The organism is Streptococcus mitis (assembly GCF_013305725.1).
GTDB classification, from domain to species: Bacteria; Bacillota; Bacilli; order Lactobacillales; family Streptococcaceae; genus Streptococcus; species Streptococcus mitis_BO.
In genome coordinates, this window is record NZ_CP047883.1 from 401,003 (window position 1) to 418,761 (window position 17,759).

At 40.5% G+C, this 17,759-nt stretch carries 16 protein-coding genes; all 16 read left to right on the plus strand.

Features of this window, described 5'->3' with window-relative positions:
- Positions 1–12: 12 nt before the first annotated feature.
- The 16 genes from infB to M594_RS02115 all read left to right on the plus strand — a co-directional run bounded on the left by infB (position 13) and on the right by M594_RS02115 (position 17,729).
- A complete protein-coding gene (infB, locus tag M594_RS02040; RefSeq protein ID WP_173875835.1) occupies positions 13–2,805 on the plus strand; it encodes a translation initiation factor IF-2 in 2,793 nt (930 codons plus the stop codon).
- Positions 2,806–3,057: 252 nt separating this feature from the next.
- Positions 3,058–3,408, plus strand: a complete 351-nt coding sequence (gene rbfA, locus M594_RS02045; RefSeq protein ID WP_001273601.1) for a 30S ribosome-binding factor RbfA — start codon at positions 3,058–3,060, stop codon at positions 3,406–3,408.
- A 143-nt stretch (positions 3,409–3,551) separates the two neighbouring features.
- A complete protein-coding gene (locus M594_RS02050) occupies positions 3,552–4,331 on the plus strand; it encodes a hypothetical protein (protein ID WP_084887571.1) in 780 nt (259 codons plus the stop codon).
- A 1-nt stretch (position 4,332) separates the two neighbouring features.
- On the plus strand, positions 4,333–4,515 hold the full coding sequence (locus M594_RS02055; RefSeq protein WP_173875836.1) for a hypothetical protein: 183 nt from the start codon (positions 4,333–4,335) through the stop codon (positions 4,513–4,515).
- 265 nt (positions 4,516–4,780) lie between these two features.
- Positions 4,781–5,014, plus strand: coding sequence for a DUF1858 domain-containing protein (locus M594_RS02060; protein WP_049499782.1), 234 nt, complete (start codon positions 4,781–4,783; stop codon positions 5,012–5,014).
- Positions 5,014–6,348 carry a DUF438 domain-containing protein gene (locus M594_RS02065; protein ID WP_173875837.1) on the plus strand — a complete coding sequence of 445 codons (1,335 nt, stop codon included), beginning with the start codon at positions 5,014–5,016 and terminating at the stop codon, positions 6,346–6,348. Before M594_RS02060 ends, M594_RS02065 begins: the two co-directional genes overlap by 1 nt.
- 9 nt (positions 6,349–6,357) lie before the next feature.
- Positions 6,358–6,612: a DUF1912 family protein gene (locus M594_RS02070; RefSeq protein ID WP_049510149.1), complete on the plus strand. Its 255-nt coding sequence runs from the start codon at positions 6,358–6,360 to the stop codon at positions 6,610–6,612.
- 95 nt (positions 6,613–6,707) lie between these two features.
- Complete coding sequence (locus tag M594_RS02075; RefSeq protein ID WP_000038635.1) at positions 6,708–7,103, plus strand: helix-hairpin-helix domain-containing protein; 396 nt, start codon at positions 6,708–6,710, stop codon at positions 7,101–7,103.
- Between the two features lie 279 nt (positions 7,104–7,382).
- A complete protein-coding gene (locus M594_RS02080; RefSeq protein ID WP_173875838.1) occupies positions 7,383–7,943 on the plus strand; it encodes a GNAT family N-acetyltransferase in 561 nt (186 codons plus the stop codon).
- Entirely contained in the window at positions 7,943–8,521 is a 579-nt protein-coding gene (locus M594_RS02085) for an AAA family ATPase (protein WP_173875839.1), read from the plus strand. Before M594_RS02080 ends, M594_RS02085 begins: the two co-directional genes overlap by 1 nt.
- Positions 8,514–11,165: a valine--tRNA ligase gene (locus M594_RS02090; protein WP_173875840.1), complete on the plus strand. Its 2,652-nt coding sequence runs from the start codon at positions 8,514–8,516 to the stop codon at positions 11,163–11,165. Before M594_RS02085 ends, M594_RS02090 begins: the two co-directional genes overlap by 8 nt.
- 91 nt (positions 11,166–11,256) lie before the next feature.
- Positions 11,257–12,288, plus strand: coding sequence for a nucleoid-associated protein (locus M594_RS02095; protein WP_173875841.1), 1,032 nt, complete (start codon positions 11,257–11,259; stop codon positions 12,286–12,288).
- The gene (locus M594_RS02100) at positions 12,275–13,699 is read left to right on the plus strand and encodes a hypothetical protein (protein ID WP_173875842.1); all 1,425 of its coding nucleotides are present in this window, start codon (positions 12,275–12,277) and stop codon (positions 13,697–13,699) included. The genes M594_RS02095 and M594_RS02100 overlap by 14 nt, the downstream gene beginning before the upstream one ends.
- A 296-nt stretch (positions 13,700–13,995) precedes the next feature.
- Positions 13,996–14,583, plus strand: a complete 588-nt coding sequence (rpoE, locus tag M594_RS02105) for a DNA-directed RNA polymerase subunit delta (RefSeq protein ID WP_000418409.1) — start codon at positions 13,996–13,998, stop codon at positions 14,581–14,583.
- Positions 14,584–14,925: 342 nt separating this feature from the next.
- Entirely contained in the window at positions 14,926–16,533 is a 1,608-nt protein-coding gene (locus M594_RS02110) for a CTP synthase (protein ID WP_173875843.1), read from the plus strand.
- Between the two features lie 119 nt (positions 16,534–16,652).
- Entirely contained in the window at positions 16,653–17,729 is a 1,077-nt protein-coding gene (locus M594_RS02115; RefSeq protein ID WP_173875844.1) for an N-acetylmuramoyl-L-alanine amidase family protein, read from the plus strand.
- Positions 17,730–17,759 lie beyond the last annotated feature (30 nt).

Sequence of the window (17,759 nt, forward strand, 5' to 3'; positions counted from 1 at the left end):
GGAGGACATGATTTGTCTAAGAAAAGATTGTACGAAATCGCAAAAGAACTTGGAAAAGAAAGTAAAGAAGTTGTAGCGCGTGCAAAAGAGTTGGGCTTGGATGTGAAAAGCCACTCATCAAGTGTGGAAGAAGCTGTCGCTGCAAAAATCGCTGCCAGCTTTAAGCCTGCAGCTGCTCCGAAAGCAGAAGCAAAACCTGCAGCACCAAAAGCAAGTGCAGAAAAGAAAGCCGAAAAATCTGAGCCAGCTAAACCAGCTGTAGTTAAGGAAGAGGCAAAAGCGCCAGAGCAAGTTGCTCCGAAAACAGAAAAAGTAGCAACTAAACCGCAAAGCCGTAATTTCAAGGCTGAACGTGAAGCCCGTGCCAAAGAGCAGGCAGAACGACGCAAGCAAAATAAGGGCAATAACCGTGACCAACAACAAAACGGAAACCGTCAGAAAAATGATGGACGTAATGGTGGAAAACAAGGTCAAGGCAATCGCGACAATCGTCGCTTTAATGACCAAGCTAAGAAACAGCAAGGTCAGCAAAATCGTGGAAATGAGCGCCGTCAACAAGAGGACAAACGTCCAAATCAAGCGGCTCCACGTATTGACTTTAAAGCCCGTGCAGCTGCCCTAAAAGCAGAACAAAATGCAGAGTACGCACGTTCAAGCGAGGAACGTTTCAAACAAACTCAGGCTGCCAAAGAAGCCTTGGCCCAAGCTAACAAACGCAAGGAACCAGAGGAAATCTTTGAAGAAGCTGCTAAGTTAGCTGAACAAGCGCAACAAGTTCAAGTAGTGGTTGAAACAGCTCCTGCGAAAAAAGAAGCTGCAGTGGATACACGTCGTAAGAAGCAAGCCCGACCAGACAAAGAACGTGATGATTATGATCACGAAGAAGATGGTCCTAGAAAACAACAAAAGAATCGAAGTAGTCAAAATCAAGTGAGAAATCAAAGAAATAGTAACTGGAATAACAACAAGAAAAACAAAAAAGGCAATAACAAGAACAACCGTAATCAGACTCCAAAACCTGTTACAGAACGTAAATTCCATGAATTGCCAACAGAATTTGAATATACAGATGGTATGACCGTTGCGGAAATCGCAAAACGTATCAAACGTGAACCAGCTGAAATCGTTAAGAAACTTTTCATGATGGGTGTCATGGCCACACAAAACCAATCCTTGGATGGAGAAACAATTGAACTCCTCATGGTGGATTACGGTATTGAAGCTAAGCAAAAGGTTGAAGTGGATAATGCCGACATCGAACGTTTCTTTGTCGAAGATGGTTATCTCAATGAAGATGAATTGGTAGAGCGTCCACCAGTTGTAACCATCATGGGACACGTTGACCACGGTAAAACAACACTCCTAGATACCCTTCGTAATTCTCGTGTTGCGACAGGTGAAGCAGGTGGTATCACTCAGCATATTGGTGCCTACCAAATCGTGGAAAATGGCAAGAAGATTACCTTCCTTGATACACCAGGACACGCGGCCTTTACATCTATGCGTGCGCGTGGTGCTTCTGTTACCGATATTACTATCTTGGTCGTAGCGGCAGATGACGGGGTTATGCCTCAGACTATCGAAGCCATTAACCACTCAAAAGCGGCCAACGTTCCAATCATCGTAGCCATTAACAAGATTGATAAACCAGGTGCTAACCCAGAACGCGTTATCGGTGAATTGGCAGAGCATGGAGTTATGTCAACTGCTTGGGGTGGAGATTCTGAATTTGTTGAAATTTCAGCTAAATTCAACCAAAACATCGAAGAATTGTTGGAAACAGTCCTTCTTGTGGCTGAAATCCAAGAACTCAAGGCAGACCCAACAGTTCGTGCTATCGGTACAGTTATCGAAGCGCGCTTGGATAAAGGAAAAGGTGCGGTCGCAACCCTTCTTGTTCAACAAGGTACCTTGAATGTTCAAGACCCAATCGTTGTCGGAAATACCTTCGGTCGTGTCCGTGCTATGACCAACGACCTTGGTCGTCGTGTTAAGGTTGCTGGACCATCAACACCAGTATCAATCACAGGTTTGAATGAAGCGCCGATGGCGGGTGACCACTTTGCTGTTTACGAAGATGAAAAATCTGCGCGTGCAGCTGGTGAAGAACGTGCCAAACGTGCTCTTATGAAGCAACGTCAAGCTACCCAACGTGTCAGCCTTGAAAACCTCTTTGATACACTTAAAGCTGGTGAACTCAAATCAGTTAACGTTATCATTAAGGCTGACGTACAAGGTTCTGTTGAAGCCCTTTCTGCATCACTTCAGAAAATCGATGTAGAAGGTGTTAAAGTTACCATTGTTCACTCAGCGGTCGGTGCCATCAACGAATCTGACGTGACTCTTGCCGAAGCTTCAAATGCCTTTATCGTTGGTTTCAACGTACGCCCTACACCACAAGCTCGTCAACAAGCTGAAGCTGACGATGTGGAAATCCGTCTCCACAGCATTATCTACAAGGTTATCGAAGAGATGGAAGAAGCTATGAAAGGGATGCTTGATCCAGAATTCGAAGAAAAAATTATTGGTGAAGCAGTTATTCGTGAAACCTTCAAGGTGTCTAAAGTGGGAACTATCGGTGGATTCATGGTCATCAACGGTAAGGTTACCCGTGACTCTAAAGTTCGTGTTATCCGTGATGGTGTCGTTATCTATGACGGTGAACTTGCAAGCTTGAAACACTACAAAGACGACGTCAAAGAAGTTACAAACGGCCGTGAAGGTGGTTTGATGATCGATGGCTACAATGATATCAAGATGGATGATGTGATTGAGGCCTATGTCATGGAAGAAATCAAGAGATAAGATTTTTTTGCTCCTTTCTTAGGTGGTGAGGGACGCAAGCAACCCCATGGTTTCATTGCTTATTTTTGAGCTTAGGGTCTCAAAAATCCCCTGTGATGGGACTGATAAATCAGTTCCATCACTTTCACCACAGCGAAAGAAGCGGATGAGTTCAAATTGAACTTTGTTTCAATTTGAACTGAAAATCAAGCAGTTTAAAAATAGCTAGGTCTGCTGGCCTAGCTTTTGGTTCAAAGTAGAGAAAGGAATATCATGGCAAATCATTTCCGTACGGATCGAGTGGGCATGGAAATCAAGCGTGAAGTCAATGAGATTTTGCAAAAGAAAGTCCGTGATCCGCGTGTCCAAGGTGTGACCATCACAGATGTTCAGATGCTGGGTGACTTGTCTGTTGCCAAGGTTTACTACACCATTTTGAGTAACCTTGCTTCAGATAATCAAAAAGCTCAAATCGGACTTGAAAAAGCAACTGGTACCATCAAACGTGAACTTGGTCGCAATTTGAAATTGTACAAAATCCCAGATTTGACCTTCGTCAAAGACGAGTCCATCGAGTATGGGAACAAGATTGACGAAATGCTACGCAATCTGGATAAGAACTAAAGAAGAGGGGCAACCCTCTTTTTTGGTGTTTGAACTCTTCTAGCTATTAATAGCTGTATTTACAAAAAACAGTTTAAAAAATTTGTAAATACCTCATAGTATGATATGATAAAGTTTAATACGAATGACGAATGGAGATAGAGATGGGCAAACAAGAGTTAGCGATGAAAGTGCTGCAACAAGTGGTGAAATTACCCATGGTCAAAGTTGATCGAGAAAAATTTTTAGTTGACAAGTTTTCTAAAGAGTTAAATCGAAAGGATATTGCTACATTATTGGAAAAAGGTCCGACCTCTTTGTTAACAAAGGGAAGCTTGGATCGAGTTGCTAAGACCTGTATTAAGGACAATGTTCTACGAGCAAGCGGGACTTCGATTTTGGCAGGTTTACCTGGCGGTATTGCCATGGCAATCACTATTCCAACAGATGTAGTTCAGTTTTATGCTTTTTCATTAAAGTTGGCCCAAGAACTAGGCTATATTTATGGATTTGATGATCTTTGGGAATCCCGTGATGAATTGAGCGAGGATGCTCAAAATACACTCTTGCTTTATCTCGGTGTCATGCTAGGGGTAAATGGAGCAGGGGCTTTACTTCGCTCTGGAGGTGTGACAGTTGCCAAGCATGTGATGAAGACGATTCCGCAGAAAGCTTTGACAAAGACACTTTGGTATCCTATTCTGGAGAAAGTTTTGAAAATTTTTGGAGTCAGCTTGACAAAGGGAGGCTTGGCTAAGGGAATGGGAAAAGTGATTCCTATTTTAGGGGGTGTCCTTTCTGGTGGCTTAACCTTTGCGACCATGAAGCCGATGGGGAAAAGACTGCAAAAGGAATTATCCAAATTAGTTAATTATAATGAAGGGCAGTATCAAATAGATATTGATACTATCCGAAAAGAAGCTGAAATCATCGAAGGTGAGTAATATGGGACTTATAAAAACTCTAGCTAAAACTTACGGGAATTACTTTTTGACCGTGCAAGGTGTAAAAGTAATGAAAACGATAAAGAAAGATGACAATGTCGTTGTCGGTCTGGGGAAACTCTTTATTGTAGACAAGTTAATGGATACGGCTCGGTGGCTCATTAAGCCAGAGGAGAAAGAATGAAATTTTTCTGGGGACTTCTTGCCATTCTTTTTATCAAACCAATTTTTGGGATTGTGAAATTCTTTTGGATGATCATCTCTTTTGCAGTCCAATTGCTGTTTTACAAGATAGTGTTTAAGATATTGGATTGGCTCTTTAAACTTATTTAGATAGTAATTCAAGTCGCAGATAACTAGCAGGAACTCCACTGCTAGTTTTTTAATCTCTTTCCTTGTGGTATAATAAAAGCAGTAAAATCATTTTAGAACATTCAATGGAGGTCGTCATGGATAATATCATCGATGTGTCAATTCCCGTTGCAGAAGTGGTTGACAAGCATCCAGAAGTCTTGGAAATCCTAGTGGAGCTTGGTTTTAAACCCCTTGCTAATCCCTTAATGCGTAATACAGTTGGTCGTAAAGTATCACTCAAACAGGGTTCTAAGCTTGAAGGAACTCCTATGGACAAGATTGTCCGCACGCTGGAAGCAAACGGCTACGATGTGATTGGATTAGACTAATGGCAGATGAACGGATTCATGTCCTGCGGGATATTTTGTTAGAATTGCACAATGGTGCCTCTCCTGAGTCGGTTCAGGAGCGTTTTGATGCGACTTTTGCAGGTGTCTCAGCCATAGAGATTTCCCTCATGGAGCACGAGCTGATGAACTCAGACTCAGGTGTCACCTTTGAAGATGTCATGGAACTCTGTGATGTCCATGCCAATCTTTTTAAAAATGCTATTAAAGGTGTCGAAGTAGAGGATACCGAGCATCCAGGTCACCCCGTTCGCGTTTTCAAAGAAGAAAATCTGGCCCTCCGTGCGGCCTTGATTCGCATTCGGAGATTGTTAGATACTTATAAATCTATGGAAGACGAGGAAATGCTGGCGGAGATGCGCAAGGGCTTGGTGCGTCAGATGGGACTTGTAGGTCAATTTGACATCCACTACCAGCGCAAGGAAGAGCTCTTTTTCCCCATCATGGAGCGCTATGGTCACGATTCACCTCCTAAAGTTATGTGGGGAGTGGATGACCAGATTAGGGAACTCTTTCAAACAGCTTTAGCGACAGCCAAGTCACTACCAGAAGTGCCGCTTAGCACTGTAAAGGAAGATTTTGAAGCCTTTGCGACAGAGTTTGAAAGTATGATTTTCAAGGAAGAGTCCATCCTTCTTATGATTCTCCTTGAATCCTTTACTCAGGATGACTGGCTTCAGATTGCGGAGGAGAGCGATGCCTATGGTTATGCCATCATCCGTCCATCTGAGAAATGGGTGCCAGAACGCCAGAGTTTTGTTGAGGAAAAGAGTGCAGAGGAGCCCGTACAACTAGATACGGCAGAAGGTCAAGTTCAGCAAGTTATTGATACGCCAGAAGGTCAGTTTACCATTACCTTTACCCATAAGGAAAAGGAAACAGTGCTGGACCGCCATAGTCAACAGGCTTTTGGGAATGGCTATCTCTCAGTCGAGCAGGCCAATCTCATCCTCAATCACCTCCCCATGGAAATTACCTTTGTCAATAAAGACTATATTTTCCAGTATTACAATGACAATGCGCCGGCTGATGAGATGATTTTCAAACGAACGCCGTCCCAAGTTGGGCGCAATGTTGAACTCTGTCATCCACCTAAGTACTTGGACAAGGTCAAGACCATCATGAAGGGGCTTCGTGAGGGAAGCAAAGACAAGTATGAAATGTGGTTCAAATCTGAGTCACGAGGCAAGTTTGTCCACATCACCTATGCCGCAGTCCATGATGAAGAGGGAGAATTCCAAGGTGTGTTGGAGTATGTTCAGGATATCCAGCCCTACCGTGAGATTGACACGGACTATTTTCGTGGATTAGAATAAGGAGAAAAAATGAGTTACGAACAAGAGTTTATGAAGGAATTTGAAGCTTGGGTCAATACCCAAATCATGATCAACGACATGGCGCATAAGGAAAGCCAAAAAGTCTACGAAGAAGACCAGGACGAGCGTGCCAAAGATGCCATGATTCGCTACGAAAGTCGCTTGGATGCCTACCAGTTCTTGCTGGGTAAATTTGAAAACTTCAAAGCAGGCAAGGGATTCCATGATTTGCCAGAAGATTTGTTTGGTGAGAGAAATTACTAAACGAGATAGATTCTTGATTTTTTACTAAAATCTTGATAGAATATTTATATTAAATCCTTGTCAGAACAGGGATTTTTTATTGAAAGGATTTTATCATGTCAAAGAAACTCAATCGTAAAAAACAATTACGAAATAGCCTCCGTCGTGCAGGTGCTTTTTCAAGTACTGTGACTAAGGTTGTAGAAGAGACAAAAAAAGTCGTGAAACGTGCAGAGCAGTCAGCAAGCCAAGCTGGTAAGGCTGTTTCTAAAAAAGTTGAGCAAGCAGTAGAAGCTACCAAAGAGCAAGCTCAAAAAGTAGCCAATTCTGTAGAAGATTTTGCAGCAAACTTGGGTGGACTTCCACTTGATCGTGCTAAGACTTTCTATGATGAAGGAATCAAGTCTGCTTCAGATTTCAAAAACTGGACTGAAAAAGAACTCCTTGCCTTGAAAGGAATCGGCCCAGCTACCATCAAGAAATTGAAAGAAAACGGCATCAAATTCAAGTAATCTTTCTTGTCCCTTGCATTTCCGTCAAAATCTTGCTACAATATAGCCATTAGAGGTGTTTTGAATCCCACATTTTACAGAAAGTGGCGGTGCTGAGAAGTCCATAAATGTGTCAAAACTGGTTGCTAATGGATGAAAAATTGAAATAAAAGTGTCTTTTTGTTTTAAAGACGAGAGTTGCGGGCTCTGCCCGAAATTGGGTGGTACCGCGGATAAACACATTCGTCCCTGTCATGTAGATGGCAGGGGCGATTTTTTGTAGAAAGCGAGGTGAGAAGAATGTCAAGAGCTGAATTACCAGAACGCTTAGAAACCGAACGGCTCGTCTTGCGAGTTCGTACAGTGACTGACGCCGAAGATATTCATGCCTACGCTAGTCTCCCAGAGGTCGCCTATCCAGCAGGATTTCCGCCCGTCAAGACCTTGGAAGATGAGGTTTACTATCTAGAGCATATTCTGCCTGAGCGCAATCAAAAGGAAAATCTCCCAGCTGGCTATGGGCTTGTCGTCAAAGGAACAGATAAAGTCATTGGTTCGGTTGACTTCAACCACCGCTATGCGGATGATGTGCTAGAGCTTGGCTATACCTTGCATCCAGACTATTGGGGTCGAGGCTATGTACCAGAAGCAGCGCGAGCCTTGATTGACCTAGCTTTTAGAGAACTAGGTCTTCACAAGATTGAACTCTCTTGCTTTGGCTACAATATCCAAAGTCAACGAGTTGCAGAAAAACTTGGTTTTACTCTTGAAGCTCGCATCCGAGACCGTAAAGATGTTCAAGGAAACCGCTGTGACAGTCTGATATATGGCTTGCTGAGAAGTGAGTGGGAGGGAATTTGATGCATCTTTTCATCATTGGTGCTCCGGCCTCAGGAAAAATGACGATTGGTCAAGAACTATCTCGACTGACGGATTCTACCCTCTTTTATAACCATCAAGCCATCGATTTTGCACTAGAAATCTATCAGGATTATACAGAGGAGATGTGGGAATTTGTTCGTGGAATTACCTTTTCTTTCCTTGGAGCAAGTGCAAGAAATCAGCGATCAGTAATTTTAACAGACGTAATTGATTTTTCAAATCAGTACCAGCTGATGTATTTAAAGCAAATTCAAGATTTGTTGAATGACTATCATCAAGAGATTCTTTTTGTGGAGTTGGAAACAAGTCTTGAAGAGCGCTTACGTCGAAATCGAACGGAGAACCGGTTGAAGCACAAACCCTTAAAACGACATATTGAGTTATCTGAAAGAGAAATTTTAGAGACCGCTGAAACACTTCAATTAAATTCCCAACATCAACCGAATGAGCTGCACCACTACTTTAAAATAAATAATACGAATTTGTCTGCAGAAGAAGCTGCTAAGCAAATTCAAGATAAAATGAATACAATAGAGAAAGGACAAACACATGTCTAAAGAACTTTCACCTAAATACAATCCAGCCGAGGTTGAGGCTGGTCGTTACCAAAAATGGCTTGACGAAGATGTTTTCAAGCCTTCAGGCGATCAAAAGGCTAAGCCTTATTCAATCGTGATTCCACCACCAAACGTAACTGGTAAACTCCACCTTGGTCACGCTTGGGATACGACTTTGCAGGATATTATCATCCGTCAAAAACGCATGCAAGGGTTTGATACTCTTTGGCTTCCAGGTATGGACCACGCGGGGATTGCCACTCAGGCTAAGGTTGAGGAGCGCTTGCGTGGTGAGGGCATTAGCCGTTATGACCTTGGTCGTGAGTCTTTCTTGACGAAAGTCTGGGAATGGAAAGACGAATATGCGACTACCATCAAGGAACAGTGGGGCAAGATGGGGCTCTCTGTAGACTATTCTCGCGAGCGTTTCACTCTTGATGAAGGTTTGTCAAAAGCCGTTCGCAAGGTCTTTGTGGACCTTTACAAGAAAGGCTGGATCTACCGTGGTGAGTTTATCATCAACTGGGACCCAGCAGCTCGCACTGCCCTTTCTGATATCGAGGTGATTCACAAGGACGTCGAAGGTGCCTTCTACCACATGAATTATATGCTGGAAGACGGTTCGCGCGCCCTTGAAGTTGCGACCACTCGTCCTGAGACCATGTTTGGGGACGTTGCCGTTGCGGTCAATCCAGAAGATCCACGCTACAAGGACTTGATCGGTAAAAACGTCATCCTTCCAATCGCTAATAAATTGATCCCAATCGTTGGGGATGAGCATGCTGATCCTGAGTTTGGTACTGGTGTTGTTAAAATCACCCCTGCCCACGATCCAAACGACTTCTTGGTTGGTCAACGCCACAACTTGCCACAAGTCAACGTCATGAACGACGACGGAACTATGAATGACTTGGCCTTCGAATTTGCAGGCATGGACCGTTTTGAAGCTCGTAAGGCAGTTATTGCTAAGCTGGAAGAAATCGGTGCCCTTGTTAAAATCGAAAAACGTGTCCACAGTGTTGGTCACTCAGAGCGTACAGGTGTTGTGGTGGAGCCACGCTTGTCTACTCAGTGGTTCGTCAAGATGGATCAATTGGCCAAGAATGCTATTGCCAACCAAGACACAGAAGACAAGGTAGAATTCTACCCGCCACGTTTCAACGATACCTTCCTCCAATGGATGGAAAATGTCCACGACTGGGTTATCTCTCGTCAGCTCTGGTGGGGTCACCAAATCCCTGCTTGGTACAATGCTGAGGGTGAAATGTACGTCGGTGAAGAAGCGCCAGAAGGTGACGGATGGACTCAGGACGAAGATGTCTTGGATACTTGGTTCAGTTCAGCCCTTTGGCCATTCTCAACCATGGGCTGGCCTGATGTCGACTCAGAAGACTTCAAACGTTACTTCCCAACTTCAACCTTGGTTACAGGTTACGACATCATCTTCTTCTGGGTATCTCGTATGATCTTTCAATCATTGGAATTCACTGGTCGTCAGCCATTCCAAAACGTTCTGATCCACGGTCTTATCCGTGACGAGCAAGGACGTAAGATGTCTAAATCTCTTGGCAATGGGATTGACCCAATGGATGTTATTGAGAAATACGGTGCAGATGCCCTTCGTTGGTTCCTTTCAAATGGTTCTGCACCAGGGCAAGACGTGCGCTTCTCTTACGAGAAAATGGATGCTTCATGGAACTTCATCAACAAGATCTGGAACATCTCTCGCTACATCCTCATGAACAATGAAGGTTTGACTCTTGAGCAAGCAACTGCCAATGTGGAAAAAGTTGTCAACAAGGAAGCTGGTAATGTCACAGACCGCTGGATTCTCCACAACCTCAATGAAACGATCGGAAAAGCTACTGCCAACTTTGATAAGTTTGAGTTTGGTGTCGCTGGACACATCCTCTACAACTTCATTTGGGATGAATTTGCGGACTGGTATGTTGAGTTGACTAAGGAAGTCCTTTATAGTGATAATGAAGAAGAGAAAGTCATCACACGCTCTGTTCTCCTTTATACTTTGGACAAGATTCTTCGTCTCCTTCACCCAATCATGCCATTCGTGACAGAGGAAATCTTTGGACAAATCTCAGAAGGTTCTATCGTTACAGCAGAATACCCAACTGTCAACTCAGCCTTTGAAGACCTTGCTGCCCACACTGGTGTGGAAAGTCTTAAAGACTTGATTCGTGCAGTTCGTAATGCGCGTGCAGAAGTAAACGTAGCTCCAAGCAAGCCAATCACCATCCTTGTTAAGACAAGCGATAGTGACTTGGAAGCCTTCTTTAACAGCAATGTCAACTACATCAAACGCTTCACAAATCCAGAACACCTGGAAATCGCATCAACTATTCCTGCACCTGAACTCGCTATGTCAAGCGTCATCACAGGAGCAGAAATCTACCTGCCACTCGCTGACCTCCTCAATGTCGAAGAAGAACTCGCTCGTCTCGACAAGGAACTCGCTAAATGGCAAAAAGAACTGGATATGGTCGGTAAGAAACTCTCTAACGAACGCTTCGTAGCCAATGCCAAACCAGAAGTCGTCCAAAAAGAACGCGACAAACAAGCCGACTACCAAGCTAAATACGACGCGACCGTCGCACGTATTGATGAGATGAAGAAGTTGGTGAAATAAGTAATTATATAAATATAATAAAACGCAGTGTAAAAACTGTGTTTTTTTGGTATAATGCTTACAATAGTAACTGTAATTAGGAGAAAAATTAATGGAATTAAAACAAGCTACTATTTATACAATTGATAGGCAAAATAATATTACAATAAAAAATATACCAGATGATAGTATAAAATTTGATGATTACTTTCATGAAATTCTTATCACTATGGCAGATAATAAAATTGTTAAGAACTATAAATCAAAGGCAGTAACGACGCAAGTCTTAAATTGTATTAAAAAGATAATAGATAATCAAAACGAACCAACTGATTGTGAAGTATTTTTTGAATCAATTTCTAAAAGGTTGTTGGAGAAAGAATTGTGGGCACAAAGTAAAATAGAAAAAATGCAAAAATCTGTTCAAGTTGGGTCACTAATGCAAGCTTTGTTCTATGATGGTGATAACGAAAGATATATGTTTTTACTTGCAAAAGTAGCTCACATTGTTTTTGTGAATCAAGTAGGTTTATCAGATACACAAGGTTTTCCAAAAGATATTAAAATTTACAAATCGGCAACTTTTTATATTGATGAAACTAGTAACGAAGAGATTGGAGTTCAACTACACCAAGATACAATTACTAAGTATTGGTATGATGAATTTCTTGAGTTAATTGAATTGACTAATGATGAGGAAAACACAAAAAACGCTTTTAATGCTATTGATGGTTTCTTGAATAGAAAAATTAAGCAAAAATATCCAAAAGATCGAGCTTTTTTAAGGAATTCTTTTATCCATTATTTTAGAACAAATGCTACTATGGATTATGATTCTATGATCGATGACATTTTTAATGATTATTCTCCTATTGATGAATTATTTCCAAGAGAACAATTTAAAAATGAATTACTTGAATTACCAGAAAAGAAAAAATTTGAGAGGAATTTTCAGGTAGTTGCCGATATTGTAAAGGCTAGAATCCGTACAAATTATGAAGTATACCCGGGCATAAGATTAACAGTTTCAGAAAATAGAGAAGTTATTGAAACTTATATTGAACAAGGGAAAAAGTATTTAAAAATACAAGTTACCGATGAAACGACTTATTTAGAATTTACGCATAGAAATGACAATATATGATATTCTATTAGAAAAATTTAAAACTGATGATGATCGACTTTATTTTGAAGCTAAACAATCATTTTCTCTGAAAGCACTACCTAGGATTTCGTTCTTTAAAACTCTTATAAAAGCAGTATCAGAACGAGATAAAATAATAATTAATTTAACTAATGATGCAGGGCGAGAGCTGCGGATTGATAATGTAACACAGAATGATGTTTATATAGATTTTATATCTGATTCTGATCAAATTGATGTAACTATTTCTATTAATAAGAATGTTTTAAATCATACTCTATCAATCTTTAATTACAATAAGTTTATTGATAATCTAAGCAAACTTGATAACACTGATTTTCTGAATTTTTTAAGTTCGATAATAACTAGCAATACAGAGTATATTTTTTTTGAAGTTTATGATAACGATATGCTTGGTAAAGCATATCGAACAGAAACTATATTTTTTAAATATTATGAAGATAAGTGTTTTGAATGTTCGAAAATAAATAGATTAGAATTATTTTCGAAAGTATTGTTTACTAATAATTTTTTTAATTTAAATGAGTTTCCCTTACTTCCAAATGATTTTCATATAGTCAGTAGTGAGTTCGACTCTAGAATAAAAGAATTGTTTCAAAAATGGGAGATACTATTTTCATTTATCTATCTAGCTTCTTTTTCATTTCTTCACAAAGAGAAATTAAATTTATCGAAAAATGCAACAAAGAACATAACAGATGTTATAAATATAAATCAATTTTCTTTTTTATATACTAAAGAAATATATGATATTTTTAGTTGGATTTACCATGATGATATTTATCTGGATAAACTTACAATAGCAAGAGAAGTGATAGAATCACCAACATTTCATTTTAGTGATTTAAAATTAAGTGTGAGAGATGTTTCAAGGGCTTATAATTTATATATAAAAAATAATGTGAGCGAATATCTAAGTGCTAAAAAGGATATAGGTGATTTTATAGTACATACACTGTATGAAATGGATCAGTATCGTAATGTTATAATTGGTAGTTTTAGTAATAACTTTGTTGCGTTAGTAGCATTTATTACGACTACTATGATAGCTAATATTGTATCTGATTCTCCTCTAGATAATATTTTTAGTAAAGATATTCTATGGTTGTTGCTGTTCGCGCTGCTAGGTTCTTTAATTTATTGTTATTTATCTAATAAAAAATTTAATAAAGATATAACAGATTTTAATAAAGTCTTTGAGAGATTAAAAAATAATTATAAAGATATTTTGACAGAGGAAGATATTGGTAGTTTATTTTCTGAATCTGAATTTAAACAGCAAGTCGAAAATATATCAGAGATTAGACTGAATATAAATATTATTTGGATTATATCTTCTATTGTACTAATTTTTTTAACTGTTTTTGCGTTATATAAGAAATATGTTTAATCTATTTTGGGAATGCGAGGATTTACATACCAGATTTTGTTAGTTCGAACCGACCTGAGAAGTACAATATTGTTACTTAATTTCATATACCATTGCATCGAATTCATCTGGATTGATACCGAAAATCCACCAAGCGACACCATCGGCTGGGTAGCAAAGAAATAAAAAGTCCTGTCACTTTCTCTCATTTAACCTTTGACTATTCCGCAAAATTATCGTAAAATAAAGAGTAAATGATAAAATGAGGTCAGAGTCTGTTTACTCTGGCGATAGTAGTAAAAATGAGGAGAAACGCTTTGGAATTAGAAGTATTTGCTGGGCAAGAAAAAAGTGAACTATCTATGATTGAGGTAGCGCGTGCTATCTTGGAACTTCGTGGTCGCGATCATGAGATGCATTTTAGCGATCTTGTAAACGAAATTCAAAACTACCTTGGAACATCAAACAGCGATATCCGCGAAGCTTTACCTTTGTTCTACACAGAGTTGAACTTTGACGGTAGCTTCATCTCACTTGGAGATAACAAATGGGGGCTTCGTTCATGGTATGGTGTGGATGAAATCGACGAAGAAATCATCGCTCTTGAGGAAAATGACGACGATGAAGTAGCACCAAAAGCTAAGAAAAAACGTGTCAATGCCTTCATGGATGGTGATTCAGATGCTATTGACTACAATGCAGATGATCCAGAAGACGAAGATGCATACGAAGCAGATCCAGCTCTTTCATACGATGATGAAAATCCAGATGATGAGAAAAATGAAGTGGAAGCTTACGATGCAGAAATCAACGAAATCGCTCCTGATGACTTGGGTGAAGACGTGGATCTCAACGAAGAAGACGACGAGTTTTCAGATGATGATACTGAAAACATCGAGGAATAAAAGTTAGCTATTGACAATTATCCTATTTTTAGGTATCATATTGTTCGGGCACCTCTTTTGGAGGTCGGGGCTCCCTAGTTCTTAGGGAGCTATTTTTGTTTTTTCAAGAAGTTATATTCTTGTATTTTATACTCAATGAAAATCAAAGAGCAAACTAGGAAGCTAGCCGCAAGCTGTACTTGAGTACGGTAAGGCGCAGCTGACGTGGTTTGAATTTGATTTTCGAAGAGTATTTGTTGTGAATCTGGTGCAGTCATCCCAGATTATTCTTATTAGTAGGGTCTTGTTTTCTATGTCCCCTCGTAGTTGACAAGACATTGAGCATTTTAGAAAGAGGAATCTATGTCAACGAAATATATTTTTGTAACTGGTGGTGTGGTATCGTCTATTGGGAAAGGGATTGTTGCAGCGAGTTTGGGCCGTCTCTTGAAAAATCGTGGTCTCAAAGTAACCATTCAAAAGTTTGACCCTTATATCAATATCGATCCGGGAACTATGAGCCCTTACCAGCACGGGGAAGTTTTTGTGACAGATGACGGAGCTGAGACAGATTTGGACTTGGGTCACTATGAACGTTTCATCGATATCAATCTTAATAAATATTCCAACGTGACAACTGGTAAAATTTACAGTGAAGTGCTTCGTAAGGAACGCCGTGGAGAATACCTTGGGGCAACTGTTCAAGTCATTCCTCATATCACAGATGCTTTGAAAGAAAAAATCAAGCGTGCCGCTCTAACGACTGATTCTGATGTCATTATCACAGAGGTCGGTGGAACTGTTGGGGATATCGAGTCCTTGCCATTCCTAGAGGCCCTTCGTCAGATGAAGGCAGATGTGGGGGCGGATAATGTTATGTACATCCATACAACCTTGCTTCCTTACCTCAAGGCTGCTGGTGAAATGAAAACCAAACCAACTCAACACTCTGTAAAAGAATTGCGTGGATTGGGAATCCAACCAAATATGTTGGTTATTCGTACAGAAGAGCCAGCTGGCCAAGGAATTAAAAACAAACTAGCCCAGTTCTGTGATGTGGCACCAGAAGCCGTTATCGAATCGTTGGATGTTGAACACCTTTACCAAATTCCATTGAACTTGCAGGCTCAAGGTATGGACCAAATTGTCTGTGACCACTTGAAATTAGACGCACCAGCAGCGGATATGACAGAATGGTCAGCCATGGTGGACAAGGTCATGAACCTTAAGAAACAAGTTAAAATTTCCCTTGTTGGTAAGTATGTGGAGTTGCAAGATGCCTACATCTCAGTGGTTGAAGCTTTGAAACACTCTGGTTATGCCAACGACGCAGAAGTTAAGATCAATTGGATCAATGCCAATGATGTTACAGCAGAGAATGTGGCAGAGCTTTTGTCTGATGCGGACGGAATCATCGTACCCGGTGGTTTTGGACAACGTGGTACGGAAGGGAAAATCCAAGCTATCCGCTATGCGCGTGAAAAGGATGTTCCAATGTTGGGTGTCTGCTTGGGCATGCAGTTGACTTGTATTGAGTTTGCTCGTCACGTTTTAGGTCTTGAAGGTGCCAATTCTGCAGAGCTTGCACCTGAAACAAAATACCCTATCATTGATATCATGCGTGATCAGATTGACGTTGAGGATATGGGGGGAACCCTTCGCTTGGGACTTTATCCGTCTAAACTAAAACGTGGCTCTAAGGCAGCAGCTGCTTATCACAATCAAGAAGTGGTGCAACGCCGTCACCGTCACCGCTATGAGTTTAACAACGCCTTCCGTGAGCAGTTTGAGGTAGCAGGCTTTGTCTTTTCAGGAGTTTCTCCAGATAATCGTTTGGTCGAAATCGTGGAAATTCCTGAAAATAAATTCTTTGTAGCGTGTCAGTATCACCCTGAACTTTCAAGTCGTCCAAACCGCCCAGAAGAACTCTACACAGCCTTTGTCACTGCAGCAGTTGAGAACAGCAATTAGCTAGATTATAACCTTTGAGAAGAATCTCAGAGGTTTTTTGCTTGCATATTTAGGATATGAGTTGCAAAATAAAAACATAGTGATATAATTAACATAAAAAATCCTAAGGAGGATCTACGATGAAAAAAATAACATTATTTGGTTTGTCTCTAGCTGGTCTAGCTTTACTGGCTTTTCCACATTCAGGTCAGGCATTTGAGCTTAAAGAAGAATGGGTTGTTAAGTGTGGAGTACAGTATCAAGATGGCAAGATTCTTCGGTTTAACAATGGTCATGAAGTAGATATCAAAGTCTTGGATTTGCCTAAAAACGAGAAAATCGAGTGGACAGTTAGTCTCAATGGTCAAGATCAGACTGTCAATTTTCTAGGCCAAGAAAAGGACAAGTCTATGATTGGTATAGAAGGGCGTTACCTGAATTTCTATGTTCCATATGGCTATAGAGGAGATATCAAGGTAGAGGCCAAGAGCGGAAACGAAGTGAAGACCTGGTCAACGAAAGTTGTGGATGATATTCATAATGATAGTGGAAAGAGAGGTTATTATCGTATTGAAGAATCCAATAATCAATACACTTACCTCGATGCTAAATGGGATTATCAAACTAAGACTTACACTGCTACCTTACCAGAGACTGTTAATGGTCAAAAAGTTTTTGCTTGGGCAAATTATGATAATGACGAGTTGAAACTTGAAAAACTAAAGTTTGTCAGTCATAAATATGATGATGGAGGATCTTTCAAAGAACTTTATCCAATTGTGAAAGCAGAAAGCTGGCTAAAATCAAACCAAAAATGGTACTATCAAAAACAAGGTCAATTAGTGCAGAAGGATTGGGTTTATGACAAGGGAACTTGGTACTTTATGAATGATAAAGGAGTCATGTTCAATCAAACTTGGCTTTATCAAGGTAGCAACTGGTATGCCTTTAAATCATCAGGAGCTATGATTGCGAGTGACTGGCTTTACGACCAAGGCAAGTGGTACTATTTATCAGCTTCAGGGGCCATGAAAGCAAGCACTTGGATTTATGACAAGGGAGAATGGTATTATGTAAGTTCTTCTGGTGCCATGCTAGCGAATGATTGGGTCAAAGATAATGGCAAGTGGTATTATCTAGCTTCATCAGGTAAGATGCTTCGCAATACCTACACACCTGATGGCTACTACGTTGGTAACTCAGGCGCCTGGCAATAAGAATAAGAAGTCCTTTTCCTTAAAGGAAGA

Excerpts from the sequence above, each read along its gene's own strand:
- rbfA (WP_001273601.1), top strand. The coding sequence starts at position 3,058 with ATGGCAAATCATTTCCGTACGGATCGAGTGGGCATGGAAATCAAGCGT.
- M594_RS02050 (WP_084887571.1), top strand. The coding sequence starts at position 3,552 with ATGGGCAAACAAGAGTTAGCGATGAAAGTGCTGCAACAAGTGGTGAAA.
- M594_RS02055 (WP_173875836.1), top strand. The coding sequence starts at position 4,333 with ATGGGACTTATAAAAACTCTAGCTAAAACTTACGGGAATTACTTTTTG.
- M594_RS02060 (WP_049499782.1), top strand. The coding sequence starts at position 4,781 with ATGGATAATATCATCGATGTGTCAATTCCCGTTGCAGAAGTGGTTGAC.
- M594_RS02065 (WP_173875837.1), top strand. The coding sequence starts at position 5,014 with ATGGCAGATGAACGGATTCATGTCCTGCGGGATATTTTGTTAGAATTG.
- M594_RS02070 (WP_049510149.1), top strand. The coding sequence starts at position 6,358 with ATGAGTTACGAACAAGAGTTTATGAAGGAATTTGAAGCTTGGGTCAAT.
- M594_RS02075 (WP_000038635.1), top strand. The coding sequence starts at position 6,708 with ATGTCAAAGAAACTCAATCGTAAAAAACAATTACGAAATAGCCTCCGT.
- M594_RS02080 (WP_173875838.1), top strand. The coding sequence starts at position 7,383 with ATGTCAAGAGCTGAATTACCAGAACGCTTAGAAACCGAACGGCTCGTC.
- M594_RS02085 (WP_173875839.1), top strand. The coding sequence starts at position 7,943 with ATGCATCTTTTCATCATTGGTGCTCCGGCCTCAGGAAAAATGACGATT.
- M594_RS02090 (WP_173875840.1), top strand. The coding sequence starts at position 8,514 with ATGTCTAAAGAACTTTCACCTAAATACAATCCAGCCGAGGTTGAGGCT.
- M594_RS02095 (WP_173875841.1), top strand. The coding sequence starts at position 11,257 with ATGGAATTAAAACAAGCTACTATTTATACAATTGATAGGCAAAATAAT.
- M594_RS02100 (WP_173875842.1), top strand. The coding sequence starts at position 12,275 with ATGACAATATATGATATTCTATTAGAAAAATTTAAAACTGATGATGAT.
- M594_RS02110 (WP_173875843.1), top strand. The coding sequence starts at position 14,926 with ATGTCAACGAAATATATTTTTGTAACTGGTGGTGTGGTATCGTCTATT.
- M594_RS02115 (WP_173875844.1), top strand. The coding sequence starts at position 16,653 with ATGAAAAAAATAACATTATTTGGTTTGTCTCTAGCTGGTCTAGCTTTA.